Origin of the sequence: Salipaludibacillus aurantiacus (genome assembly GCF_900111295.1) — a bacterium.
In the GTDB taxonomy this organism is placed as follows: domain Bacteria; phylum Bacillota; class Bacilli; order Bacillales; family Salisediminibacteriaceae; genus Salipaludibacillus; species Salipaludibacillus aurantiacus.
In genome coordinates this window covers 1-24,878 of the sequence record NZ_FOGT01000016.1, presented here as the reverse complement: position 1 = coordinate 24,878, position 24,878 = coordinate 1, and the positions used below count along the sequence as shown (strand labels likewise).

Here is a 24,878-nt window from a genome sequence, read left to right as displayed (position 1 = left end):
CGTACATAAATATGAAAAATAAAAAAGGTGCCTTAAAAAAGGCACCCAGGCTGTTGAGAAGGTATTCTCAACAGCTTTTTTTGAAAGAAAAGTAAAACATCTCACGATCTCATCACTACCGGCGGGCGTTTCCCCCCTAAACGGGGACAAGCGTGGGGCTTGTCTCCAACTAATTTTGACTCAGCGAAGCATCGTCAGAATGGATTTTCAGACTTCACTGATCCCATCGGAGTCGTCGCCTTTCGTTCTTCAATCAACCTAGAACATCCATCGTTTCCTATATAGATATGATGATATTTTTTCATCTGTTTTTATCTGATTATTCAAGTAAATGTAATGTAATTATAGATACTACTCTTTATTATAGGAAGAAAAATAAAAAACCCACGCTTTTTGAAAAGCGTGGGTTTCTCGACAAACTAGGTGCCCTAAAACAAACACCTTTTGTAATCTTTTAATCTTTTATTTTTCAGCAAGCGTGTTACGAAGTACCATAGGCAGGATACCGCCATGACGGTAGTAGTCGATTTCCACTTCACTGTCGAATCGGGCAAGAACTTCAAAAGTCGTTTCTTTACCTGATTCAGCATCCTTAGCGACCACTTGCACGTGATCACGCGGCTGGATTTCATTAGTCACTTGCACTTCAAAGTGTTCTTTCCCGGTAAGCCCAAGAGTATCAGCGTTTTCCCCTTCTTTAAACTGAAGCGGGAGCACACCCATCAACACAAGATTGCTTCGGTGAATACGTTCGAAGCTTTCAGCAATAACTGTTTTAATACCTAATAAATTAGTTCCTTTAGCTGCCCAGTCACGGGAACTTCCCATACCGTAATCTTTACCGGCAAGGACAATAAGTCCCGTGTCTTCTTCTTTGTATTTCATACACGCATCATAAATCGCCATTACTTCGCCAGTCGGCCAGTAAGTCGTATAACCGCCTTCTGTCCCCGGAGCAAGCTGGTTTTTGATACGGATGTTAGCAAATGTTCCACGCATCATTACCTCGTGGTTCCCGCGGCGGGAACCGTAAGAGTTAAATTCAGCTGGAGATAAGCCTTTTTCAATAAGGTATCTGCCGGCCGGGCTGTCTTTCGCAATGGCACCAGCAGGTGAAATGTGATCTGTGGTGACAGAGTCGCCAAACTTACCAACCGCTCTTAAGCCATTAAGCTCTTTAACGTCTTCAGGTTCAGCTGACATATCTTCAAAGAATGGCGGGTTTTGTATATAAGTGGATTCAGGATCCCAGTTATACAGGTCACTTTCAGTCGTCTGAAGTTTGTTCCATTCCTCATTGTCGTCAAATACCCGCTCATATTCTTTCTTGAAAAGTTTTGGCTCCACCGCTTTCTCCATTGCTTTTTGGATTTCCGCGTTAGACGGCCATATGTCGGAGAAAAAGACGTCATTTCCGTCAGCATCTTTGCCGATCGGCTCGTTTTGGAGATCGATATCCACAGTTCCTGCTAACGCATAAGCGACAACTAACGGCGGTGATGCCAGGTAGTTTGCTTTAACTAGTGGATGGATACGTCCTTCAAAGTTTCTGTTACCGCTCAATACAGAGGCGACGGTCAGATCACTTTCTGAAATGCCTTTCTCGATCTCTTCAGGAAGAGGGCCGCTGTTGCCTATACAGGTCGTACAGCCGTAACCTACGAGGTTGAACCCTAATTTATCAAGGTATGTCATTAATCCGGCGTTTTCGAGATAGCCTGTTACAACCTTAGAACCGGGAGCTAAACTTGTTTTCACATAATCAGGCACGTCTAAGCCTTTTTCAACTGCATTTTTAGCAAGAAGGCCTGCACCAAGCATAACGTGCGGGTTTGACGTATTCGTACAGCTTGTAATCGCAGCGATGGCAATAGCACCAGTTTTAAGAGTGGAAGAATTTCCGTTTGGATGCACTACAGTTGTTTCTTTGGAAATTTCCTCAGGAGACAGCCCAAAGCCCTGGTTTCCAACAGGAGCTGTTAACGCTTCTTCCCACTTCTCTTTCATTTTTGATAAAGGAATAAGATCCTGCGGACGCTTAGGTCCTGACAAGTTCGGCTCAATGGATCCCAGGTCGATTTCCACTACGGTCGTAAATTCAGGATCATCCTGTCCTGGTGTATAGAACATGCCGTTTGCTTTCGTATATTTTTCTACTAATTCTACAAGTTCTTCACTTCTGCCAGTGAAACGGAGGTAGTTCAGCGTTTCATCATCGACAGGGAAAAATCCGCAAGTGGCGCCGTATTCAGGAGCCATATTGGAAATTGTCGCACGGTCAGCAAGCGTCATATCAGCAAGGCCGCTGCCGAAGAATTCAACGAACTTCCCTACCACTTTTTTCTCACGTAAAACCTGAGTCACTTTTAATGCAAGGTCAGTGGCAGTCGCGCCCTCAGGCATAGCCCCGTTAAGCTTACATCCGACAACTTCAGGCACAGGAAAATAAGACGGCTGCTGAAGCATACCTGCTTCGGCTTCAATACCGCCGACACCCCAGCCTAATACACCGAGGCCGTTAATCATTGTTGTATGGGAGTCAGTACCGACAAGAGAATCAGGAAATGCAATTTTTTCCCCGTTAGTCTCTGATTCCTGTACAACATTTGCTAAGTACTCAAGGTTAACTTGGTGCACAATACCAGTTGCAGGCGGTACAGCCCGGTAATTATCAAGAGACTTCTGAGCCCAGTTCAGGAATTTATATCGTTCTTCGTTTCTTTTAAATTCAAGCTCCATATTGCGCATGAGCGAGTTTGCTTTACCAAAAACGTCTACCTGAACAGAGTGGTCAACAACCAGATCTACAGGAATAGCCGGGTTAATTTCTTTAGGGTCTCCGCCCATGTCAGCCATGGCTTTACGAAGAGAGGCAAGATCCACAACAGCAGGAACGCCTGTAAAGTCCTGTAAGATGACCCGGGAAGGCTTAAATGGAACATCCACATGTTTTACTGCGTCCGTACCCCATTTAGCTAAATTCTCCACATGTTCTTCTTTAATGACACGCCCGTCATATTGTCTCAGGACGGACTCAAGAAGCACCTTGATGGAGTATGGAAGATTGGCAACGGTTCCAACTCCCGCATCTTCAATCGCTTTCAAGTCGTAGTAATGATACGTTTCGCCATTTGCTTCAAAGGTTTTCTTTGAATTATACAATGCTTTATTTTCGTTTGACATATGTATTTCCCTCCTTCACGTACTATCATATAACACATTTTCATAATTGTCTAAAACCTTTTTTCGAAAATTTGTCATATTTTCATTTTCGCACTATAGCAATTAGTATGAAGCCCCTCACATTAACCAGTCAAATCATATCCCTTGAAAAAATTTGACAAATTGCTTTTCAGAGATTTTGTTATAGCTGGAAAATTATTAGAAAGTGAGCATGGCAGATGGGGGATAAGGAACCTTAATTATACACATAACAAAAGGCCTGACTCCGGATGGGCAGGCCAATTAAACATGAATGACGGTTATTACATTAAATCCTGCTTCAGGCGCTCGAGTGTTTGTGAATATAGGTCAAGCTGCTGTCTTTGATGTTCAGATGCTGTTGTATAAGCTTTGCTGATAATCTGGAAAGCTTTATTCAGTTCCTCTTCTGCAAGCCTTGTCTGGTGCCCGTAATCCGGGGAACCGGGATCAATTTGGCTGTAGGATTCTTCCATGTGCACATAAGCCTGCTGAGCCGCTTCAAAAGCCTGCCGTTTATTTTTTTCATAAGGCATACGGAACCAACTCCTTTTCTAAAATAACCTTCAGCTATAGTATGTTTCAAGCGAGGGTGAGTATGCTAAAAACAGAAAGCAATCCTTATCATCTTTTCAGAGGAGGTCCATGACATGGAGAAAAATACATTTAAAAAACAAAGACGGTCCAACCCAAAAGCTGCCGAGAACCATACAACACAGCCTGAGCCTTTAAAAGGGTCCCATAAGACAAAAAAGAAAAATCACGTCTCACAAACAAATGGAGAAGGCTGAGTCAGCCTTCTCCATTGACGTTATCCAGTGCGAGTATTTTATTTTTAACAACTAAAAGATCCTCTTTATCCAGTGTCCGGAAATCCATAAACAGCCGGTCTTCAGACACACGGCAAATGACAGGAATATCTCCTTTTCTGAAAAAGCGCTCACACGCATTTGCAGACATTCCTTCTTTAGTCAGGGCGATTCCGCATGTCGGCAGTTCTTCAAGAGGCATCGTTCCCCCGCCTACTTTAGATGTTTCTTCTTCAACCGACAAACTGACTGAATGCAGGCTGCCTTGCAATTCGTTGAAAGTATGTTGGACTGTTTCCCGAATTTGTTCCCGGGATTTTAAAATATCTCTCACTGTCGGATTGTCGTTTAATTCGTTTTCGGGGTATACATAATCAAACAGTGTGGCTTCAAGTGCGGCAAGCGTCATTTTATCCACTCTGAGTACCCGGGCCAGCGGATGTTTTTTCAGTTTATCGATCAGTGCCTTCCTCCCTGCAATCACTCCGGCCTGGGGCCCGCCCAGCAGCTTGTCCCCGCTGAATGAAATAAGATCAGCTCCGTCTTTCAGGGCCTGTTTTACTAAAGGTTCATCGCCAATTCCTTCGTTTTTAAACGGATACAGCGACCCGCTTCCGAGATCTTCATAAACGATAGGAGCGTCTTCTGATGCCGAGGATGAAACAATACGTTTCAGCTCTTTCGCAGGCACTTCTTCAGTAAACCCGACCGTTTTAAAATTGCTCGTATGTACTTTCATGATCATAGCTGTTTTATCTGAAAGGGCCTCTTCATAATCGGAAGGATGGGTTTTGTTAGTGGTCCCCACTTCGATAAGTTTTGCACCGCTTTCTTCCATTATAGTAGACACTCTGAAAGAGCCCCCAATTTCGACTAATTCGCCCCGTGAGACAATCACTTCAGCCCCCTGGGCAAAAGCCCTTAAAATAAAATACACAGCAGCAGCGTTGTTATTAACGACCATGGCTGCTTCAGTGCCCGAGGCTTTCGCAAGCATATCCTGGATAATCGAATGCCGTGATCCTCTTCGTCCCGATTCCAGGTCATATTCCAAATTGGAATAATGGGTGGCGCTTTTCACAACCTGGGCTGCTGCACGCTCACTAAGGCGGGCCCGTCCTAAGTTCGTATGGAGAACTGTTCCAGTCGCATTCACGACATGCCTTAAGTTATATGGCGAAAAATCACGGCACCGGCGTGTAAGTCTTTTTAAAATTTGAGACGTAAGCTGAGGCCTTGTTAAGCTATCATCGGACGTCTTTTTTTCAGCAATGAGCTCCCTCTCGTAATCGACTTCCTCCTGTACCCAGTCTTTAAACAGTTTTCCAGGAACTTGCCATATGTCTATCAGCTCTTGCGCTTCTGGTGAGACGAGCACCTCATGGACCGGCGGAAGCAGTTGGTATGGATTCATGATTAAAACTCCTCAGTTCATTATATTACCAGTTATAGCCCTTTCCTTCAGTGGTTAATCTAATTAGTGAAGAAGGTCACTGGCCTTGTTCAACGAAAGTGAATGAAAACGGGATTCGTTTGATTGTCTTGAGGGGTGGTTCGCTTGTATAACTTATAAAAGCAACAGCATCGGCAAGGCTCGTATTAAACGTAAAATGAGGTGTTTACAAAAGATAAACATCGACTCTGCCCCATAACGTTCACTTTATAAAAAGGTGGTCTGAATAGACCACCTTTTCCATTTTCCACAGGGCCTGACGCCTTATGTAGAAACAGTTTTATTCACCTGTACCAAATCGATCTCTTTCACGTGCAATTTCCTGCTGCTCTTTGTAATCCTTTGCAAAACCGGCAGCATAAATAGCTACTCCGATACCTATGCCGATTCCAAGCCATTTCATAAACAATTTCAACACAGTTCCCTCTCCCCTTTCAGTACAAACTTAACTTCGGTCCCTCGTCATTATTATACAAAAACAACGGAAAGATTAAAACAAAAAATGAATAAATATGGCGGCGCTTACATAGGGGATGGCAGCTTCTTCATCGCAAACAGGAATATTTCAGGCTTCGGAGACAGGCTCCGAAGTCAAAAAAACACCGCTCATGGGCGGTGTTATGGAGCTAAATTATCCATAATTTACCATTGATTCAAGCTGGTTAATGACTTCTTTGTGATCCGGGAACTGGTCAGTGTCAAACTTAGAAAAAATCTTTTTGCCATTCGCATATATTTCAAATACACCGCCAGAGCTTGGAATAAGGATCATCTCTTCCACATTGTGCCGCATATCTTCAAATACGTCTTCTGCGAAACTCGCAGCTTTAGGCGCATAGTTTCACTGCATGCAAAATTCAATAGTTACTTTTAGCTTCATTTGAAAAACCCCTTTTGTGAATATTATGTGAACTTTTTTTAACTACACTATATTGTAAAAGATCATTTGTCCAAGGTCAAAGAAAACAGTTATAATGGACGTTAGTAAAGGAGGTGCGATAACAGGATGTTTAAAAAACCGTTCCAATCAAACAAACGACTCACTCAAATGACTAAAAAAGCTGGTTGAGGATGCAAAATCGGTCCAAGTGACCTGGCGCAAGTTTTGTGCCATTTGCCTTCATCAGATGATAACGAACAGCTGCTCGTCGGGCTTGACACATCAGACGACGGCGGCGTCTATCAATTAACAGAAGATCTTGCTATCGTACAGACAGTGGATTACTTCACTCCGATCGTGGACGACCCTTATATGTTCGGTCAAATCGCTGCGGCCAACGCCCTCAGCGATGTGTATGCCATGGGCGGCACGCCTAAAACCGCTCTTAATATTGCGGGCTTTCCGATTAAAAAACTGCCTGCTGAAGTTTTCGCGGCGATTTTAAAAGGCGGCGCCGATAAAGTGAAAGAAGCTGGTGCCGTCATTGCAGGGGGGCACACCATAGACGACCAGGAGCCTAAGTACGGCTTAAGCTGCACAGGCACCGTCCACCCTGACAAAGTATTCAAAAACGTGGGGGCCAAACCGGGGGATAAATTAGTGCTGACTAAACCGCTTGGTGTAGGAATCCTCACCACGGCTGTTAAATTCGGAAAAGCTTCCGAACAGGAAGAAGAGGAAGCTACGAACACAATGGCTGCCTTGAATAAAACAGCTGCTGAAACACTGGCTGATTACCACCCGAATGCGGTGACTGATGTGACCGGTTTTGGCCTTCTCGGCCACGGGTATGAAATGGCTTCCGGAAGCGATGTGACATTGACTTTCCACTATTCAGCTATCCCCGTTATTGACGGGACAGTAAAACATGCCAAAGCTGGCGTCATCCCAGGCGGTGCCCGCGATAATCACAGCTGGTTATCTGAGAACGTTTCCTATGAGAAAAAAATTAAAAAGCATGACCAGCTGATTCTTTGCGATTCAATTACAAGCGGCGGACTGCTGGTCAGCCTGCCGGCAGAAGAAGCAGATGATTATGTTCAGGAGATGAAAAGTAAAGGCCACACAGCCACAGCGGTGATCGGGGAAGTAAACGATAAGCAGGAGAAAGCCATTCAAGTTAAAGCTTAACGATTGTAATAAAGGGCTGGCTCAAAAGGGTAACTTTTGAAGCCAGCTCTTTATTATAGTTTTCGCGACCGGTGATGGGGTGTTGCGGCAGCGGTGGTTCACGGCGGTTTCATAAGTGAACGGGAGCCATGTTGACGCTGATCGGGCGGGTGGAGCAGGCACTTTATGATCCACTCATCAGCGGGTGCAGCCTTTGAATGGGCATTATTTAAGTTTTCAGAGCCACTCATTTAATTATCGGCTCGATGAGCGGGCTATATAGTCGTTTTATCGTCCGCTCGCTTGATCACGCCCATGTTGAGTGGACTATATATCCGTTTTATCAGCCGCTCACTCGATCATTCGCATGTTGAGTGAACTATATATTCGTTTTATCGTCCGCTCACTCGATCACGCGCATGTAGAGTGGACTATATATTCGTTTCATCGTCCGTTCGCTTGACCATTGACGTCATAAGTGGACCTTATATCCTTTTTATGAGCCGCTCGTTTGATCTTCCGCGCGTTGAGAAGACCTTATATCCTTTTTATCATCCCCTCACTTGATCATCCACGCGATGAGAGGACTTTATTTCCGGTTTTCGAGCCACTCGCCAGTAGCTAAGCTGATCCAGTGGCTCTTATCATCCCTTTATTTTTGCTAAATTCCCAAAAACAATTACCATTCTCCTAAGTAATCTTCTTTAAGTAACCCGTAATAAGCTAAATCAAAATAACGGCCTGATCTATGAACATGCTGTTTTAATGTCCCTTCATACTTTAGGCCGCTTTTCTCCATCACTTTCCATGAACCCGGGTTAGCTGTAAAGGCTGTCGCAAATAATTTGTTTAACTTCAATTCCTGAAAACTGAACGGAATCAGTGCTTTTACTGCTTCAGTACAGTACCCCTGGCCCCAATAAGGTTTTCCGATCCAGTAACCCAGTTCTCCCCGATGGTGTTTCAAATCTTCTTTTATATTGATTATCCCTATAAAAGTACCGTTTTCTTTTTGCGTAATTGCCAGGCATACAATCTCTCCATTTTTTTCTGCTTCGGTTACGCGTTGGATGTATTCTTTAGCTCCCCCTTCAGGATAAGGGTGAGGAATATTCAATGTTGTCTTCGCCACATCATATTCCTTTGCCAGCTCTTCCACTCGCTCAGCATCTTTGAGCTGAAGGGGCCTCAAAACTAATCTTTCTGTTTTAAAATAAGCCATCGGGGTTCCTCCTCTAATTTTCTAATCGACAATCGTCTGCTTTTCAGGATTTTTCAAAAAATCAAACAGCATACTGATTTGCCCTTCTGTATTTCTGGCCAGAGATAAGTCCGGTAGATTATCTTCCCTGAAGAATTTAACATTTTTAGTTTCGAGGCCTGCAGCCGCTTTGCCTCCCGCCAGCTCACAGAGAATAAATATTTTGTAATAATGGTAAGGCTGAGGGGGATGCGGATGCTTATTCATATCCAGTAATGCCAGCAACCTGGCTGCATTCACATCGAATCCTGCTTCTTCTTTTACTTCCTTTATAATATTCTCAGCTGGCGAAAGCCCTACCTCACAAAACCCTCCAGGCAAGGACCACTTATTATCCATTTTTTCATGCACTAAAAGAATCTTATTCTTTCTAAATACTCCACCGCGCACGTCTATTTTAGGCGTCTGGTAACCTGACTCTTTATCAAATAGCCCGATGATTTTTTCAGTCTCTAAATTAGTATGTTCCGCCATAATCTCTGCACTTACAGCCTGCAGCTCTTTGTAGCGTTCGATGTCATACTTATCTTTTGAAAAAGCAAGCCCCGCTTGTGAAACAGATTGGATTCTTTTTGCCCAGTCCAGCCATTTATAACTCATAATACCCTCCTGTCAATTTCAAAGTTTATTCTTAGCCTTTTTAAAAATCTATAAAAAAGGGATGCTGGTCTTCGTTTAAACATAACATGATTCTTTCTTTGAAATTAGTCCAAGTGACCTGTTCCAAAGCCTCCTGCACCGGATAAAAACCTGTTTCAAGACTTTCGGCTGTGACGGTTAGTTCCCCGCCGAGCGGTTTTGCAAGAAAAAGTAAATTACAAATTTTATCACCTTTGTTTTGAAAAACACCGCAGAATTTAATAATTTCAATATCGATGCCGCTTTCTTCTTTCGTTTCTCTCACTGCTGCGTCCATGGCTGATTCTCCTTCTTCAACCTGGCCGCCGGGCATTTCCCAGCCTCTTTTAGGCCCTTTAATTAATAAGAGATGCCCTTCCTCATTTAAAACAACGGCTGCTGCAGAGACAATATGCTTTGGATCTTCCATATGAATGCTCCTTCCTATATTTCATTAAAATCTAATTTTTTGAATTTGATGATATAAAAAGGAGGTTTCTAAATTATAAAGAAACCTCCAGTTAGAACTACATTTAATTTTATTAATCATCAGGAATATTTTTGCGCTCTCCAAGCATTTTCTTAAGATCTTTCTTACTTGACCTGGATACAAGAATATAAAGGATGTCCTTATCTTTAATCACAGTCTCACCATACGGAGTAACTAATTCACCCTTCCGGATGATAGCATTGATTAAGACGTCGTCAGGAAATTCAATTTCAGCCAGTGGTTTTCCGACAATCCTTGTTTCTTCATTAAACGTATACTCGATGATCTCGGCGTTGGTCTGGCCGATTGATACGAGCTCTAACGAATGCAAAGGAACAACTTTATTGGGACCTGTTAAGCCTAATTTTTGGGCAAAAGGAGAGATCGTTGCGCCTTGTATTAACGCGGAAGTCAACACGACGAAAAACACGACGTTAAAAAACAACTGAGCATTTTCAAGTCCTGCAATCATTGGGAAAGTGGCTAAAACAATTGGTACAGCCCCGCGGAGACCAGCCCAGGAGATCAACGTTTTTTCACCTTACATTATCAATAATAAATTAGTGTTTATACTTATATTTGAAATTTATTATTATGTAAAACAATGATTGAAAAAGGTGCCTTCAAACTTTAGAAAGCCCCTTCTTATTTATTAGTTCATATTGGAAGGAAGTAAACCACCTACATGCTCTAACGATAGTGAGAACACTATACCTTGCCCCGGCTCTTTTAACTCCCCGTAAGTCTCGATCGTCTCAATGACTTGCTTTAATGATTCCTCATTAACAAGAGTTATAACACATTCTCTCTCCGGTTCAACCTTGAACCCGAAAAATCCACCGTCTTTATCACTTCTTCCTCTGGCAAGAATCACTGTACTGCTAGTTATTCCATGTTCTTCTTCAATCTTTTCGAGTACGGTGTCAGTCAAGTTGTTATCAACAATTGAAATAATAGCTTTATACTCTTTACTCATTCAACCAGCCTCCTTAAGTCCTGTCTAATCATCTATTTCACAATTTAGTTATGTTTACACTTATATTATTGAAGCTGTTAAACTAAATAGTGCCTGACTCCGGGAGGAAGTGACTAACTGGAAAAATATTAACGCAGCAAAAAGAAAAATTAAAAGGTCAGTCAAGGTGAGAAGTGAGGTTTGCGGCTGGGAAGAATACTTCCATTCAAAATAGCTTTGAATAAAGAATGTGAGCAGGATAAACCCACTAGAGATAAAAAATAATACATAATAGCTGTACGCATGAAAAGTGACCATATAAGAAACGACAGCCTGCACGATGAAGAATACGACATTTAGAGTCCATATAGTGATTTTGTGGCTCAGATTAACGTATTCGATAAAGAAAGATTTTTTCCTTTCAATGTGATAATATTTTCGTAATAAACGTTTGATATTCCAAGATAAGATAACAGCTGAAACAACAATGATTATTCCAAGCTCAATTACCATGGTGAAAGCCCCCCGCCGTTAATTAAGTTTAAAACACAGGGAATTTTTGTTAATGTTATCTTATCATACGTAATCCAGCTGGTGGTGAAAAAATGGATAATCAAAAGAAACAGACGTCAGATCATGAACGACTTGTGAGAGAATGGTTTCAAAGCGAGGGTACTGAGGTGCAAATGATTGTGCCCGTAAAAATCGGCAAGATAAAGAGCGGGTTCTTTTACGCTGGTTTTTGTGAAGAGGATTTATTCATTCTGGAAGTAATAGAAGACAGGGATGTAAGCCTTATGGAGAAGTTTTTATGGGAAGACTGTGATAACGTCATGGTTAATAAAGGCCTCATGCGCGTTCGTGTCCTCCTTGATGAAAAAGCCGACCTGTCATTTCCAAAACATGGTGACAGAGTGATCGACTTTCTAAACAAAAAAAAGGACCTGAAACTATGGGAATATGAGCGGAATATTTGGAGCCGGATGTTCGGAAAGCAGTAAACAAACCCACCAGTGTGACCTGGCGGGTTTGTTTGTTGCCTTTTTTAAGCTGCCGTATGTGGCATTTTACTCGTTGTATCTTCGTGATACATGTGTAGGTGGAACGTCGGCAGCACCAACCTTTATGACTGATTATTAAACATCTCATACGCCTGCTGGACGTCTTTGTCGCCGCGGCCTGAAATGTTAATAATGATATTTTCCTCTTTTGAAAATTCAGGAGCCAGCTTCTTAGCTAACGCCACAGCATGGGCACTCTCCAAAGCTGGAATGATCCCTTCCTTTTTCGATAAAAGCTGAAAAGCATCGAGGACTTCTTCCTTAGATACCGTATAGTATTCTGCCCTGCCGCTTGTTTTCAAGTGACTGTGTTCAGGACCGATCCCCGGATAGTCCAGCCCTGCAGCGATAGAGTAAGTCGGTTCAGGATTGCCGTTCTCATCCTGCAGCACAAGACATTTAAATCCATGGAGTACTGCCGGTGTCCCTTTTGACAGCGTAGCTGCTTCTTCAGGCTCCACTCCGACGAGCCTGACAGATGGTTCGTCAATGTAATGGGCAAACGCGCCAATCGCATTGCTCCCGCCACCGGTCACAGCAATAACCGCATTTGGCAGCTGTCCTTCCTTTTCAAGAATCTGGCGCTTCGATTCTTCACTGATAACTGACTGGAAGTGTTTAACCATCGATGGAAACGGGTGAGGTCCGACGGCTGAACCTAGCAGGTAAAACGTCGATTCGTAATTTTTCACTAAATCCTGCAGAGCTTCATCCACGGCATCTTTCAGTCTTCCCTGGCCTTTATCAACAGGCACTACTTTCGCGCCTAGAAGCTCCATACGGAAAACATTCAATGCCTGCCTTTCGGTATCCAGTTTACCCATGTAAACCGTGCAGTCCATTCCAAACATGGCGCATGCTGTAGCGGTTGCTACGCCATGCTGCCCGGCGCCTGTTTCAGCAATAATGCGGTGCGCGCCCATTCGTTTAGCCAGCAGAATCTGGCCAATCACGTTATTAATTTTGTGGGCGCCTGTATGGTTTAAATCTTCCCGTTTAAGGTAAATTTTCGCTCCGTTAAATTCTTCAGTTAAATTTTTTGCAAATGTTAACGGGTTTTCTCTTCCAACGAATTCCCGCAAATAATATTTGAAATCTTCATTAAACTCCGGATCATTCTTATATTTCTCAAACTGTTCTGCAAGCATATCCAGAACTTCCTGCAATTCGGGCGGAACGAAACTCCCCCCAAATTCACCAAAATAACCCTTTTTTGCTTTCACTTCATTCATCATACTCACTCTCCTCAGCTAATCTCATTTTTTCTAATCTCACTCTGCTAAACTAAAACCATAAAGAATTACATTGTATTTTATAGGGATCGGGTTCATCTGTCAACAATTGTATTTTGAAAATTCTTGAGGTTGCATTATAAATTTTTAGACCATAGCCCTTTAAAAAAAACGCAAGACAAATAAGGACGGCTTTTTCAGCTGCCACCAAAGGTAGTGCTTTATAAATACGTTTTAATAGATTCGAAGACATCGTCCAGCATAGCAGGTGTTACACGCCGGGTATTAATATTGTATAAAGAAGGATGATAAGAACCTGCAAGAACTGGAAAGCCCGGTCCCAGATCATATATGACAGCATGGCCGAATGCTGCTCCTCCCACATTCGCCCCCATATCTCTTAAAACCCGTCTTGTTTTATCAAAAGCCTGCCCTCCAAGAGCCAGGATAACTTTCACTTGTTTCAACTGCCTCATTTCTTCTATCAGGAAAGGGCTGCAAGTATGAAATTCAGAAGCATCAGGCCTGTTTTTGGGCGGAGCGCACTTGACCACGTTTGTTATATACACGTCTGTTAAGCTAAGACCATCATTCCTGTATAAAGAGTCTTTACGACTGGAAAATCCGTGCCGGTAAAGAGCTGAAAATAAATACTCGCCTGACGTATCTCCAGTAAATACCCTGCCTGTCCTGTTTCCTCCGTGTGCTGCAGGAGCAAGACCTGTTATTAGAACCTTGGCTTCTGGATCGCCGAACCCTGGTAATGGCAGTTTCCAGTAAGTCTCATTCTCGAACTTTTTCTTTGATCCTTCCTGCTGCAGACACCACTCTCTCAGTCTCGGACATTTGTTGCACTTTAAAATCGTGTCATTTAGCGTTTCCAATCCCAATATTATCCCTCCTGGCCGCTCTACCGTTTAGTTAAAAGGGCAACGGTGCATGCATGTTCGATATCATGCTGAGTGTCGTTAAATTTTTTATTCAGATGACTATATAGTTGCTTCAGCAGTTTCCGGCGGTCAGATTCCTGGATTTGGGACAGCCATGAAAGAGATCCGACTCTTCCTGTCCATTCTTCATTGGAAAATGACACCATATAATTGAATTTATAGGTGTCATTTAAGTCCAGCCCGTAATCTTCCCACTCTTTAAACCATTCAACAGGAAAACCATTTATTCTTTGTGTTGAACTTGCCTTTGATCCGGCAGCTTTCAATTTGCCATCAGGCATATAAGCTTTAATCATATCCAGTGTATCCATTATTAGTGACTCTTGAGAAATGAACCCTGAATCCATCACCATTAATTTTCCATTTCGTTTTAATATTTGATTTATCACTTCAAGCGTTTTTTCTCTGTCGAACCAGTGCCATGCTCTTAAAACAGTTACATAATCATATGAATTGGAGTCCAGGTTTGCATTTTCAACACCCGTATTCACATACTTAATTGTCATCTCTTCACTTATATCAATTTCTTCAGCTTTTTGAATTAACTCTCTCGAGGGTTCGATGCCGGTTACCGCGGCCCCCTCTTTGAAAAGTGCCCGGCTTAAGATGCCTGTTCCTGAACCTAAATCAGCTACTTTTTTATCGTGAAAAGTTAAGTCTCTAACTTTAAAACTGGCAAATAGTTCATCAGGTAAATCATTTCTGTACTTGGCATAATGATGGGCTACGTTCCCAAAATTCACTTCCACTCCAGAGTCCCTCCCCGCACTTATCTAAAATATTTATTATTTTTAGTTTATCATCTTTATCTCTCTATGGCTTAGTCAGGAATGGTATTTACATTCTGATTAATATTGGCCGAGTACTATCGAGGCTGAGCTTCCTGTCTTGTAGTACACGTGTAAAATTCCAGCATAATAAAGCCCAAAATCTTTCGTTTAAAGTCCCACCAATAAAAAAATTTTAGAAACCCCACATAAATTTCCAAAATTTGTGCACACTACCCAGTAAAAGGGAGTGGGAGCAAATGGATATGTTAATCAGCAAAGTTTATAATTTCCTGGCAAGTTATGATCGTAATGGCTATCTGTTTGACAAATACCTGAAATGGTTTGTCTTTTCCCAAAAATACTCTTCCTTCACTTTTTCTTTTCATTATTTAAGTGCTGCCGTTTATCTTGTTTAGTAAAATTAGCCGAGCTCATCTGCTGTTTCCCCAAGTTAGTAAATCAGCCTGCCTCTGTTTTTCTCCTTCTTTATGTTTATCCCTGAAAAACTTATGATAGAGATAATTAAAGAGAAATAATTGATAATATTTTTTGGAGGGAAACAGACCATTGGATTCAAAAAATAAATGGAACAGTAAGCATGCCGACCGAATAGAGCAGCAAAAGCAGAAAGAACCTAACCCGCGACTAGTAAAACTGGCCCCTTATTTTACCGGAGGCGCAGCAGTCGATCTTGCTTGCGGGCTTGGGGCAAACAGTGTATTCCTTGCAAAATTAAATTATAAGGTCCTCGCATTGGATATTTCTGATGTGGCAATTAGTCATGTGAAAGAACTGGCTGATAAGGAAAAGCTGTCAATTGACGTCCATACAAGAGACCTGACTCAATTGAAACAATCTGACCTGGAGGTAAATTCAGCTGATATGGCAGTCGTTACCTATTATCTTGACCGCCTGATGTTTCCTTATATAAAATCGATGATCAGAAAGAACGGTTTTATTTTTATAGAGACGTACTATGTCTCTGCCGCTGGCAACGGCAAAGTTTCTGATAAATATAAGCTACAACCGGGAGAACTGCTGTCTGAATTTAAAAACTGGCATATTCTTTTTTATGAAGAAAATGAGCAAGAAGGCCGACAGACAATCTTTGCGAGAAAAATATAAAAGGCAGCCATACCTATTTCATATTAAAAAGAGACTAAGCCTTTACCTAGTCTCTTTTGCGCTTATATTTACTTAATGGCATCCTTTCCGTTAATAATCGGAAGTGTCAAATAACTTTTTGTTGGTAATAGAGATACTTCTGTTTCTGAAAATGGCCGAAGCGTATGATCGCGGTCACTCGCCATTACTACCACACCAATACGGGATCCTTCATTAAAGACATAATCGTGCGGCTGCATATCCCATTCAAAGGTGTAATCCCTGCCAGGAACTAAGCTGATGGAACGCTCTTCCCCGTGAATGTTCTGGGCATCCATCCATCCGCGTGTCACCACAGTTTGTGTCCCGTCCTTTTTATAATCTACCAGAAAAGCAGATAAGTTTGAGACTTGACTGTTTAAACTGGCCCTTACCTTTATTTCAGGGGTTCCGCTCATGTGGACCGGTTCTGCTAACTGGTCTGTTGTGTACTCCACCCTATTCTCCTGCACGTCGTCCGGCTCGGAGATGAGACTAGTTGGATTTGTCCGGGGTGCATCTGTAAAAGTCTGTTTTACTTTTGGAAGATCCCGGACCGGTGATACTTCCAGAGAACCTGTTCCTTCACCTTCTGGCTGGAAATAAAGATTAGTCGATTTGACGTCTGCATGCGGCCAGTGATCCTGTTTGTGCCATGACTGATCTTCTCTTTCAACATCAACTTTTGGCTCTTCCGTAATGCCGTTCTCTAATCCGTAGAGCCAGTAATCATACCATTTATGCTGGGTTTCCTGCCAGTTGTTAGCTGAACCGGCCCCTCTGTGCCCGCCTTGATGCAACCACATTTTACGCGGAATATCGTACTTGCCTATCGCTTCCCACAACTGGGAAAATTGTTTTGTCCTTACATTTCTGTCGTTTAGCCCGTGTACAAGGAACACACTTGCTTCTATGTTTTCAATATCGTTTAAGTAATTTCGTTCATCCCAAAATTCGTTATAATCCCCTGTTATACGGTCTTCATCTTCCACCATTTTTTCAAGAACAGGATCGCAAATTTCCCCATTGGCCCTCGTGGTCACTGCGTCAGCTAACACACTGGCATCCTCTCCTTGATAACCACCGGGTGCAACAACTGCCCCGTTAGCACGGAAGTAGTCATACCAGTTACTAATAGCTACAACCGGCACGATCGTTTTCAAACCTTCCACTCCAGTCGTAGCAGCGGCAGTAGCAAGGGTGCCATTATAAGAGGCTCCGGTCATTCCTACATTTCCAGTTGTCCAGTCAGCGAAAACTTCTTTTCCGTCCGTATTGAATGCTCTTGCATTTCCATTTAGCCATTCTATAACTGCCACCGTACCTAACGTTTCATATTTGTCTCCTGAAGTCGCACAGCCTGTTGAACGCCCGCTTCCGATTCCTTCTCCTAAAATGACTGCATATCCGCGCGGGACATAATAGTTTGCCAGCTGGCCGGTAACTTGTCCAGAGGTGAAAGGTTTGCCGCCAGCATTTCCACGGCCGTATCCATTCCCCGGATGAGGCACTGGTTGAAGATCCACATCTACGTCAAAAAAATGGAGCGGCCTTAAACCGGCTCGATAAGGGCTCATCTCATAAATAACAGGTACTTTAACTCCCGGCTCTGTGTTCGGCCTCATCACTTTAATTGAAACCAGATCACGTTCACCTGTATTATCACTATCTATTGTCGTTTCTACTAACAGGTTCTCCACTATGGCATCAGACGTAGAATAGACAGGAGACGTTTTCCCTTCCGCAAGCTCTATAAAAGCAGTTTCATCAGCCGTTTCAGGAATCAGTCCGTTTAAAGGCAAGTCACCTGGCTCTGCAGAAGTAGTTGAAGGTGAAACTAAGGACAATAGAATTACCAGACTGCTAAGTCCGCTAAGTAACGATGTTTTTTTCAAATGGTTGGCCTCCTTTTTAGTTGAAAAAATATAAGTACCTGCCTACCCTCCTTTTATAAAGGTTTAAGAACTTAACGAAGCGTTCTCTATTAAAACTTACCATTTGTTTTCAGAATATTTTGTAGAATAATGGACGCCCTTTAAACTGTAATAATTAGACCTATACAATAAAAAAAAACGGCTGCCGAAGCACCCGCTGTTCCTTTTCATTAATTACCATTTCCTATAAAGTCCTCAGGCTCAAGGGGAGTCACTGTTCCCTGATGAAAAGATAACTGCCACACTCCATTAGTAAGTTTCCATATAGAACTGCGCATTGTATTTTTGTCCCTCGTTTTATCATGAATAAAATAAGTTGATAAAACAATATTGGTTGCGAGAGGATAAATTTCAAACTCATGCAGCGTCATTTCTGTCAAAACCACTCCTGTTTCGAGACATTCTTTCTTTCCGTATTTATATCCTGAACTGCTTATTTCCAAGAAATCATCCGCAAGCAGGGCCGCCAGTTTTTCCGGACTTCTGCGAACCTCAAGACTTATATGGCTTTCCTCTAACTCTTTCAGCTGACTTTTTAAATCGTGCGGCATTTTTACCTCCTAATTAATCCCCGTGTTAAGTAATTTATCGATTTACAGTTAAAATGTCGTGTGATCATGTGAGTTTCTTCTCTCTCCCAGGTCGTTTTTTATCATGGTTGGTGTCATGTAAGCTAAAAAACACGTTTGTATGCTCACTTAGGTGAGTTATAAGGACTAAAAATCTTTCTATTAGTTTGAAATTTTCTTCAATCAGCGATATTACCCATTCAATCAGCTTATTTGACTAATTATAATTAACTAAGCTTATTGTGATTAGGTTTTCCACCCGGCTGTTTTATCCTTAACTATAAAGAACGAAAAGTTTACATAATATTATTATAATTAACACGTAGACCTCGCTCTTCAACCGGCATTTTGTACTTTCTTTAATATAGATACCAAAAAAAGTCCTGCCATAAATGTTAGTAAGGAAACTATTAAAACCTGCGCTTCCATCAGCCCGCCAGCATTATGAAAAACAGCAATTATAGAACCGGCAACTAAGCCGATCATAGCAGAGTATGTTTCCATGGTATACTTCTCTAAAAGAAACCTGACTAGTCTGCTTGTAAATAAAACACCGAGGATCAACCCTGCTAATATCGGCAAAATGACAGGAAGATGAAGGGTAAGGACAGAGGCAGTTGCCACTTCATAAACACCCAGAATAGTCAGGATAAGAGCTCCGCTGATACCGGGCAGAACAAGAGCCGTGCTTGCAACCGTGCCTGCAAGCCCTAAAAATAAGTAATTTCCGACCGATAAGTCAGCGGTATTCATGTCAATACCGCCGCCGAAAAACTGCCCACCGGCTACTAGTAGGAAAAAAAGTATAATAATAAAAAAATGTGTCTTTTGAAAATAAGTATGAGACTTGCTAACAGCTTCCTTACACAGAAAAGGCAGAAACCCTGTGATAATGCCTGCAAAAAATAATAATGTCGGCGTGCGGTAAGTGCTTAATAAATAATCGATGAGATAAATAGAGACTGCAAACCCAAAAAGCATCCCTATCCCAAGCGTTAATAAAAATGGCAACTGCTCATTCCTCTTATCAGTTGTTAAACTGCTTAAGGAATATATTAATTGGCCGTATATTCCTAAGATCATAGCAACTGTGCTGCCGCTTACTCCAGGGACTGTTTCTGTAATTCCAATCGCAGCTCCTCTGAATATATTCTTGATCATCTTGGAAATTCCACCGTTCCTTTCTTATGCTTTTTAATAGGAAAAGTATGTGTAGCGGTAATATTAAACCGGCACTCTAATCTTTTTAAAGCGTTCCTTTGTTTTACGTAAATTAGAGAAGTTTTGCACGACGTACGACAACGCAGGAATTTGTGTCCAGCGAATGTTTTAATTTGTACTCATCGGAAATAGAATGTTAGAGGATATGCTAATTTTCTTCTCGTTCGCAAACTCTCTCTCTATCGCTATCCCCTTTTCTGTTTTCCTCTCTCTCACTGCTCGGGTATCGATTTCCCTGTCTAAAAAATAAAAAACTGCTCTTTTTATTGCTCGTATGTATAAGTTATTTATATATTTGTTATATAAAACTTGCACAAGTTTCATAATAATGGTTTAAATAGTTTAAATAGGGGGAACTGCCAAAATATAACTTACTAGGAGGGATTTATTGTGGCAGACCCAAAACGACAAGCTGAAGAAAAACTGGAGAACATGTCTCCAGATAAGAAACAGGAAATTCTAGAAAGTTTCGACGAGTTTCAAAATTATTTAAACGACAAGATCCAAAAAGGCGAAAAGCTTGGTTTAAGTGAAGAACATCTGGCTAAAGGAGCAGAACGTGTCGCAGAGTACCTTAAAAACCATGAAGAGCCTAAAAATAGTGAAGAAAAGCTTCTTCAGGAAATGTGGAAAGTCAGTGATGATGACGAAAAGCATAAGATGGCCCATACTCTCGTGAAACTTGCTAAAAAAGAAGGTAATTAATTCAGAGCTCAGCGTGTTTAATAACACGCTGTTTTTTTGTGCCAACAATTATAAACTTTTTTTAAAGACAAAGCTGGCTTTGTTATAACCCATTTTTTCTTCATAAAAACGATGGGCTTCAAAGCGTCGGATCCCTGAAGATAAAGCGACAAGGGCATAACCGTTTTCTTTTGCCCATTCATGCACATATGTAAGCAAACTTTCTCCAAAACCTTTAGATCGTTTATTTAGATCTGTGACCAAGTCACAAACCCAAATAAACCGGCCGTAGTACAGCGTTACCATCGGTTGGAACCCAATGACGCCTGCAAGCTCCTTTTCCTCAAATATGGCATACATAGTATATCCTTCGTGTTTCTGCGCTTCTTCCACTAACTGCAGGTATTCCTGTTCATCAAGGTGGGAACGCAGCTGCCTCATGACTGGGAAAGCTTGCAAAATCTCTTCTTTGGATTGAAGTTCTTTAATTGTACTCTCATTCATTGAGATCTTCCCTCACTTTAATTGGAAAATTGTGTAACCAAAGTGTAGCATACTTTAATGAGTTCATTATGAATAAGAATAAACTGCATGTAAGCAGTTTTTTTTACTTCAACTATATTACTGTCCGCGCTTTCTCCGTTCAGTAATCAGTTCGCCACCTAAACCGTAATTATCGGTGTCTATTTCATCAATGATTACTACGGTAGAAGCCGGGTTTTTACCCAGTGTTTCCTGGAGTAAGGATGTCGCACCTTTTACCAACGATTCTTTTTCTTCTTTAGTCAGACCGCCGTTTTCTTTAGTCACTTTAATATTAACGTAAGGCATTTACCTCTCCCTCTTTCCTGTAAAATTTTGAATGTCAGATAAAATTAACCCAGCCGCCTAAAATAAAGGTTCTTCTTTACGAGTAAATCTAATTAATAAAGGGCTTGCAGCAATAGCACCAATTAAAATAAAGAAGCCTGAAATAAAGTATAAAGACGGGCTGGCGTTAATAAAAAAAGCTCCAAGTGAGAATAAAACAACAAAAAAGAAACTGTATAATGCTCCTCTCAGTCTGCTGTCAGGAGATATATACTGTCTGTTTTTACACCGTGGGCACTGCTTTGCTGATCCCATAAAGAAAAGAAGTTCTTTATATCTGAACGAACGTCCGCAAAATAAACAATCAGGCAATCTCATATACAGGTCCTCCTTTTCAACTTTTCAAGTTCTTTCTAGAATTGTACACTGAACCCGTTAAACTGATGAATGCCTGTACCGAATTTTGCGAGGTCGTTTTCTCTTAAATATGTACAGGCTTTTTTTACTTCTTCCAAAATTTCCGGAGAAAGCCCTAACGTATGATGTGACCCAAACACCTCTCTCACTCCTCGTATACCAGCTATTTTTACTAACGACGCGGTTAAGGACTGAGGGTCAGTTGAGGGATAAAAAGCGTAAACTGGCGCCTGGTCATAAAGAAGATCGCCAGTAAATAAATAGCCGTTTGTCTTGTCAAATACACAAATATGGCCTGGTGAATGGCCGGGTGTATGATAGACCATTAATTGTCTGTTCCCAAGATCGATTTCATCTCCGTCTTCCAGCAATCCTGCTGGTTCTCCTTGAAAAGGCTTATAAGTTTCGGGATTGAACGTTTCAGGTACAGGCGAAGTAATATCTCTGCTTATGTCGTTTCTTATTTGGCTGATAGACAACCCTTGAATACCGTGCTTCAGCCAGTTTAAATCTCCTTCGTGCACATATATGTCGGTAAATTGACCGTGGCTGCCTATATGATCCCAGTGCACATGAGTCGTAAGCACCTTAATTGGCAGACTTGTCAGCTGATCAGTGACTCTTTTAATATTATCGATCCCCAGCCCAGTATCGATAAGGGCGGCCGAATGGGTGCCGAGCAGCAAAAAAGAATGGACTTTCTCCCAATGGCCGTATTCACTTATTGCAAAAGTTAGAGGATCAATCTTTTGAATAGTAAACCATGCGTCTTTTATTTTTGTTCCCTCCCAATATTTAGTTCATTATACTTCTTTCTGCATTGTTTCTTTGTATCCTTTAAAAATTCAAAAAAATTAAGACACGCCTGTCAGTCAGCGTGTCCGTTTAATCAGTTATTTATTTCCTCATAGGCTTCTAACTGGTTCTCGTAAACGTACAGAACCATTTCAAAATCATCGCCCCAGTCATTAAAGGCATCTTCCAGAATCTGTTCTTTCACTTCGGTATCCAGTTCCAGCGCCTGAATATCATCATAAGCTTGCATCTGGTTGTCGTATACAAATTGGACCATCTCAAAATCAAAGGTCCAATCTTTAAAAGCATTATTTAATACTGTCTCTTTGACTTCACTATCGATGTTTAATGCCAGCAAGTCGCTATAAGCGGAAGTTTGATTAGAAATAACAAATACCTGCATTTCGTAGTCGCCGTCCCAATTGTCTTCTGCCTGACTTTTAATTCTGTCTTCCACTTCAGAAGGGTCTAAGCCGGCAATCACGTTTTCAAATTCGCCATTACTCTCTGCTTCTTCTTCAGCCGTTTCCTCTTCCTCTATGGCTTCTTCGTTAGTTGGTTCAGTTGCATTATTTCCTTCATCGTTGTCGGCGTTATTGTTTTTGTTTTCGCTATCGTTTACGTTATTATCTGCTTCATTAACTGAGTTATTCTGCTCATTTTCCTGTTCATTTAACTCACTCACATTGCTTTTGCCGTTATCCTCACTTTGCGCTGCGTCTTCATCGTTACAGCCGGTGAGCACAGCAGCGATCAATAAAGTTGTAAATACCATAAACCACCGTATTTTATAAAATGGTTTCTTCTTAACATCGTGATTATTCACCTTCATCCATCCTCTCCCCCATTGTTTTTAAAAAACGGTACTAATGACACCTTAATTTTATCACAAAGAAATGGCGGGTGAGATACTATAGCAATTCCTATTTTTACCAAGAGGTAAAGAATTATTTCTTCTGCATCTGGTTAATTTATGCTTATTCAATCATTTCAAAAGTTGGACCGTGTGTGAAATTCATGCACTTTCTTCCACGGATAGACGAACTCTGCTGCGGGAACGATATGGCTGTACCGCTTTTAATTTTATTTCTTAGGAGGGTTCTAAATGGGCTTTTTCGACTTATTTAATGGTAATGAACAAAACCAGAAAGAAAGACGAAAAGGAATGCAGGAAGTACGCCAGGAGGACCGCGAACAGGAGACTGAATTCGCTAATGAGGTTCATATGGATCTTCGTGAAGAAGAGCTGGATGTCGATAAACAAAGAAAAGATACCGGCGATGTCGTTCTTCATAAAGAGATTACTGAAGAAGAACAGACAGTTAATGTCCCTGTCTCTCATGACCAGGTTGTGATTGAACAGAGAGAAGTTAACCACGAACCAACTGATGAGCCTATAACAGAAGAAGAATCAGTTCGTATCCCTGTGACCGCTGAAGAAGTGCATGCTGATAAGCATACAGTGGTAACCGGCGAAATTTCTGCCCAAAAGCGCCCTGTTGAAAGAAATGAACAGGTGCGGGACGTTCTTCATAAAGAAAAGGCTGATGTCGACGTACACGGCGAAGCAGATGTAGAAACTAAAGGCGATATGGATGTTGAAAGAGAATAGCATTTGCTAAACTTTTTCAAAAGGGTAACTTTAAAAGGCTTTGCCTTTAGTTACCCTCTTTTTAAAAATCACATAAACGGAGGAAGCCTAATGATAAGGTATATAGTGGCTGGAGCGATTATTGGCAGTCTTATTACGTGGGTCTTAAATGTCCCTGTTGAAGGAGGCCTGATACTGGGCGCGGCTGTGGGCGGCATGACCTATACGTTTGGTAATAGAAAAACCAATCAGGAAGAAGACGGCCAGGAGACTGAGATGCAGCTTCGAGAAGAAGAATTAGAAATAAACAAGGAACGTGAGCAGACTGGTGAAGTCGACGTACGAACCGATGTCATAGAAGAAGAAAAAACCATCAGAATCCCTGTCAAACGCCAGGAAATGGTTGTTGAAGCAGGTGATGAAGAAGAATTACGAATTCCATTAAAAGAAGAACAAATAGAAATTGAAAAGCAGCCGGTTAAACTCAATGAGGTTTCCGTATCGAAGCGCCAAGTCCAAGAAGTTGAGCAAATTGAAGAAACCTTAAAAAAGGAAGAACTGGACGTTGATGTGGAGGAAAATGAAGGAGAATTCAGAGATAAAGACCCTGGGGCAGAAATTGAAGGAAATACAGATCCTGACCAGGATAACAGATTTTTTTAAACCACTTATAGTTCTAAAACGGGCCGTCTCGTTTTTAGAACTTTTTTTCGTTCGCGAGCTCATGGGAAAACTTATTAAACAAGTATAATAAAAAGCACCAGTGTCATAATCGAGTAGGAGGAGGGTTCGACCCTCCGTCCTCTCACACCACCGTACGTACGGTTCTCGTATACGGCGGTTCAATGAGTTGAGTGATGCTTT

At 41.7% G+C, this 24,878-nt stretch carries 28 protein-coding genes and 2 pseudogenes; 8 read left to right on the top strand and 22 right to left on the bottom strand.

Features of this window, described 5'->3' with window-relative positions:
• Positions 1–462: 462 nt before the first annotated feature.
• Both acnA and BMW59_RS16465 read right to left on the bottom strand, forming a co-directional pair.
• Positions 463–3,183: an aconitate hydratase AcnA gene (gene acnA, locus BMW59_RS16470; RefSeq protein WP_093054532.1), complete on the bottom strand. Its 2,721-nt coding sequence runs from the start codon at positions 3,181–3,183 to the stop codon at positions 463–465.
• Between the two features lie 302 nt (positions 3,184–3,485).
• Complete coding sequence (locus BMW59_RS16465) at positions 3,486–3,737, bottom strand: hypothetical protein (RefSeq protein ID WP_093054530.1); 252 nt, start codon at positions 3,735–3,737, stop codon at positions 3,486–3,488.
• Positions 3,738–3,851: 114 nt separating this feature from the next.
• On the opposite strand from BMW59_RS16465, the gene BMW59_RS16460 reads away from it, so the two are divergent.
• Positions 3,852–3,992 carry a small acid-soluble spore protein P gene (locus BMW59_RS16460; protein ID WP_093054528.1) on the top strand — a complete coding sequence of 47 codons (141 nt, stop codon included), beginning with the start codon at positions 3,852–3,854 and terminating at the stop codon, positions 3,990–3,992.
• 1 nt (position 3,993) lies between these two features.
• Here the strand turns inward: BMW59_RS16460 and selA are convergent, their stop codons facing one another.
• The 3 genes and pseudogenes from selA to BMW59_RS16450 form a co-directional block, all read right to left on the bottom strand.
• Complete coding sequence (gene selA / locus BMW59_RS16455) at positions 3,994–5,424, bottom strand: L-seryl-tRNA(Sec) selenium transferase (protein WP_093054526.1); 1,431 nt, start codon at positions 5,422–5,424, stop codon at positions 3,994–3,996.
• 319 nt (positions 5,425–5,743) lie between these two features.
• Positions 5,744–5,881 carry a hypothetical protein gene (locus BMW59_RS21865; RefSeq protein ID WP_177174397.1) on the bottom strand — a complete coding sequence of 46 codons (138 nt, stop codon included), beginning with the start codon at positions 5,879–5,881 and terminating at the stop codon, positions 5,744–5,746.
• Positions 5,882–6,094: 213 nt separating this feature from the next.
• Positions 6,095–6,292: pseudogene (locus BMW59_RS16450) on the bottom strand (SelT/SelW/SelH family protein); the annotation flags it as partial.
• 219 nt (positions 6,293–6,511) lie between these two features.
• Between BMW59_RS16450 and selD the strand changes: the two are divergent.
• Positions 6,512–7,534 carry a selenide, water dikinase SelD gene (gene selD, locus BMW59_RS16445; protein ID WP_425441280.1) on the top strand — a complete coding sequence of 341 codons (1,023 nt, stop codon included), beginning with the start codon at positions 6,512–6,514 and terminating at the stop codon, positions 7,532–7,534.
• 658 nt (positions 7,535–8,192) lie between these two features.
• Here the strand turns inward: selD and BMW59_RS16440 are convergent.
• The 6 genes and pseudogenes from BMW59_RS16440 to BMW59_RS22460 form a co-directional block, all read right to left on the bottom strand.
• Positions 8,193–8,735, bottom strand: coding sequence for a GNAT family N-acetyltransferase (locus BMW59_RS16440; RefSeq protein WP_093054520.1), 543 nt, complete (start codon positions 8,733–8,735; stop codon positions 8,193–8,195).
• A gap of 21 nt (positions 8,736–8,756) precedes the next feature.
• Positions 8,757–9,374: an NUDIX hydrolase gene (locus tag BMW59_RS16435; RefSeq protein WP_093054518.1), complete on the bottom strand. Its 618-nt coding sequence runs from the start codon at positions 9,372–9,374 to the stop codon at positions 8,757–8,759.
• A 40-nt stretch (positions 9,375–9,414) separates the two neighbouring features.
• On the bottom strand, positions 9,415–9,822 hold the full coding sequence (locus tag BMW59_RS16430; protein ID WP_093054516.1) for an NUDIX hydrolase: 408 nt from the start codon (positions 9,820–9,822) through the stop codon (positions 9,415–9,417).
• A 112-nt stretch (positions 9,823–9,934) separates the two neighbouring features.
• A pseudogene (locus tag BMW59_RS16425) lies at positions 9,935–10,420 on the bottom strand (TrkA C-terminal domain-containing protein); the annotation flags it as partial.
• Positions 10,421–10,534: 114 nt separating this feature from the next.
• Positions 10,535–10,858 (bottom strand): P-II family nitrogen regulator, encoded by a 324-nt coding sequence (locus BMW59_RS16420; RefSeq protein WP_093054514.1) that lies wholly within the window; start codon positions 10,856–10,858, stop codon positions 10,535–10,537.
• 60 nt (positions 10,859–10,918) lie between these two features.
• Positions 10,919–11,350, bottom strand: a complete 432-nt coding sequence (locus BMW59_RS22460; RefSeq protein ID WP_093054512.1) for a DUF4181 domain-containing protein — start codon at positions 11,348–11,350, stop codon at positions 10,919–10,921.
• A gap of 92 nt (positions 11,351–11,442) precedes the next feature.
• Here BMW59_RS22460 and BMW59_RS16410 point away from each other — a divergent pair, with 92 nt between their 5' ends.
• Positions 11,443–11,838: a hypothetical protein gene (locus tag BMW59_RS16410; protein WP_093054510.1), complete on the top strand. Its 396-nt coding sequence runs from the start codon at positions 11,443–11,445 to the stop codon at positions 11,836–11,838.
• A gap of 122 nt (positions 11,839–11,960) precedes the next feature.
• Here the strand turns inward: BMW59_RS16410 and trpB are convergent, their stop codons facing one another.
• The 3 genes from trpB to BMW59_RS16395 form a co-directional block, all read right to left on the bottom strand.
• Positions 11,961–13,130 (bottom strand): tryptophan synthase subunit beta, encoded by a 1,170-nt coding sequence (gene trpB / locus BMW59_RS16405; protein WP_093054694.1) that lies wholly within the window; start codon positions 13,128–13,130, stop codon positions 11,961–11,963.
• A gap of 221 nt (positions 13,131–13,351) precedes the next feature.
• A complete protein-coding gene (locus BMW59_RS16400; protein ID WP_218141998.1) occupies positions 13,352–14,020 on the bottom strand; it encodes a uracil-DNA glycosylase in 669 nt (222 codons plus the stop codon).
• Positions 14,021–14,040: 20 nt separating this feature from the next.
• Positions 14,041–14,829 carry a class I SAM-dependent methyltransferase gene (locus BMW59_RS16395; protein ID WP_093054506.1) on the bottom strand — a complete coding sequence of 263 codons (789 nt, stop codon included), beginning with the start codon at positions 14,827–14,829 and terminating at the stop codon, positions 14,041–14,043.
• A gap of 278 nt (positions 14,830–15,107) precedes the next feature.
• Here BMW59_RS16395 and BMW59_RS21860 point away from each other — a divergent pair, with 278 nt between their 5' ends.
• Both BMW59_RS21860 and BMW59_RS16390 read left to right on the top strand, forming a co-directional pair.
• A complete protein-coding gene (locus BMW59_RS21860) occupies positions 15,108–15,266 on the top strand; it encodes a hypothetical protein (protein WP_177174396.1) in 159 nt (52 codons plus the stop codon).
• 151 nt (positions 15,267–15,417) lie between these two features.
• Positions 15,418–15,975, top strand: coding sequence for a methyltransferase domain-containing protein (locus BMW59_RS16390; RefSeq protein WP_177174395.1), 558 nt, complete (start codon positions 15,418–15,420; stop codon positions 15,973–15,975).
• Positions 15,976–16,043: 68 nt separating this feature from the next.
• Here BMW59_RS16390 and BMW59_RS16385 read toward each other — a convergent pair whose 3' ends face one another.
• The 3 genes from BMW59_RS16385 to BMW59_RS16375 form a co-directional block, all read right to left on the bottom strand.
• Positions 16,044–17,888 carry a Xaa-Pro dipeptidyl-peptidase gene (locus BMW59_RS16385; RefSeq protein WP_093054502.1) on the bottom strand — a complete coding sequence of 615 codons (1,845 nt, stop codon included), beginning with the start codon at positions 17,886–17,888 and terminating at the stop codon, positions 16,044–16,046.
• 209 nt (positions 17,889–18,097) lie between these two features.
• On the bottom strand, positions 18,098–18,478 hold the full coding sequence (locus BMW59_RS16380; RefSeq protein ID WP_093054500.1) for a nuclear transport factor 2 family protein: 381 nt from the start codon (positions 18,476–18,478) through the stop codon (positions 18,098–18,100).
• A 354-nt stretch (positions 18,479–18,832) separates the two neighbouring features.
• Positions 18,833–19,657 carry a DUF368 domain-containing protein gene (locus BMW59_RS16375; protein WP_093054498.1) on the bottom strand — a complete coding sequence of 275 codons (825 nt, stop codon included), beginning with the start codon at positions 19,655–19,657 and terminating at the stop codon, positions 18,833–18,835.
• A gap of 450 nt (positions 19,658–20,107) precedes the next feature.
• Between BMW59_RS16375 and BMW59_RS16370 the strand changes: the two genes are divergently transcribed.
• Positions 20,108–20,422 (top strand): DUF3243 domain-containing protein, encoded by a 315-nt coding sequence (locus BMW59_RS16370; RefSeq protein WP_245733184.1) that lies wholly within the window; start codon positions 20,108–20,110, stop codon positions 20,420–20,422.
• 48 nt (positions 20,423–20,470) lie between these two features.
• Here BMW59_RS16370 and BMW59_RS16365 read toward each other — a convergent pair whose 3' ends face one another.
• The 5 genes from BMW59_RS16365 to BMW59_RS16345 form a co-directional block, all read right to left on the bottom strand.
• Complete coding sequence (locus BMW59_RS16365; RefSeq protein WP_093054496.1) at positions 20,471–20,905, bottom strand: GNAT family N-acetyltransferase; 435 nt, start codon at positions 20,903–20,905, stop codon at positions 20,471–20,473.
• A 117-nt stretch (positions 20,906–21,022) separates the two neighbouring features.
• On the bottom strand, positions 21,023–21,232 hold the full coding sequence (locus BMW59_RS16360; RefSeq protein WP_093054494.1) for a 2-hydroxymuconate tautomerase family protein: 210 nt from the start codon (positions 21,230–21,232) through the stop codon (positions 21,023–21,025).
• 57 nt (positions 21,233–21,289) lie between these two features.
• Positions 21,290–21,589 carry a TIGR04104 family putative zinc finger protein gene (locus tag BMW59_RS16355; protein ID WP_093054492.1) on the bottom strand — a complete coding sequence of 100 codons (300 nt, stop codon included), beginning with the start codon at positions 21,587–21,589 and terminating at the stop codon, positions 21,290–21,292.
• A 35-nt stretch (positions 21,590–21,624) separates the two neighbouring features.
• Positions 21,625–22,404 (bottom strand): MBL fold metallo-hydrolase, encoded by a 780-nt coding sequence (locus BMW59_RS16350; protein WP_093054490.1) that lies wholly within the window; start codon positions 22,402–22,404, stop codon positions 21,625–21,627.
• Positions 22,405–22,517: 113 nt separating this feature from the next.
• A complete protein-coding gene (locus tag BMW59_RS16345) occupies positions 22,518–23,249 on the bottom strand; it encodes a hypothetical protein (protein WP_143051253.1) in 732 nt (243 codons plus the stop codon).
• Between the two features lie 279 nt (positions 23,250–23,528).
• Here BMW59_RS16345 and BMW59_RS16340 point away from each other — a divergent pair, with 279 nt between their 5' ends.
• A complete protein-coding gene (locus BMW59_RS16340; RefSeq protein WP_093054486.1) occupies positions 23,529–24,035 on the top strand; it encodes a YsnF/AvaK domain-containing protein in 507 nt (168 codons plus the stop codon).
• 90 nt (positions 24,036–24,125) lie between these two features.
• Positions 24,126–24,677 carry a YsnF/AvaK domain-containing protein gene (locus tag BMW59_RS16335; protein ID WP_093054484.1) on the top strand — a complete coding sequence of 184 codons (552 nt, stop codon included), beginning with the start codon at positions 24,126–24,128 and terminating at the stop codon, positions 24,675–24,677.
• Positions 24,678–24,878 lie beyond the last annotated feature (201 nt).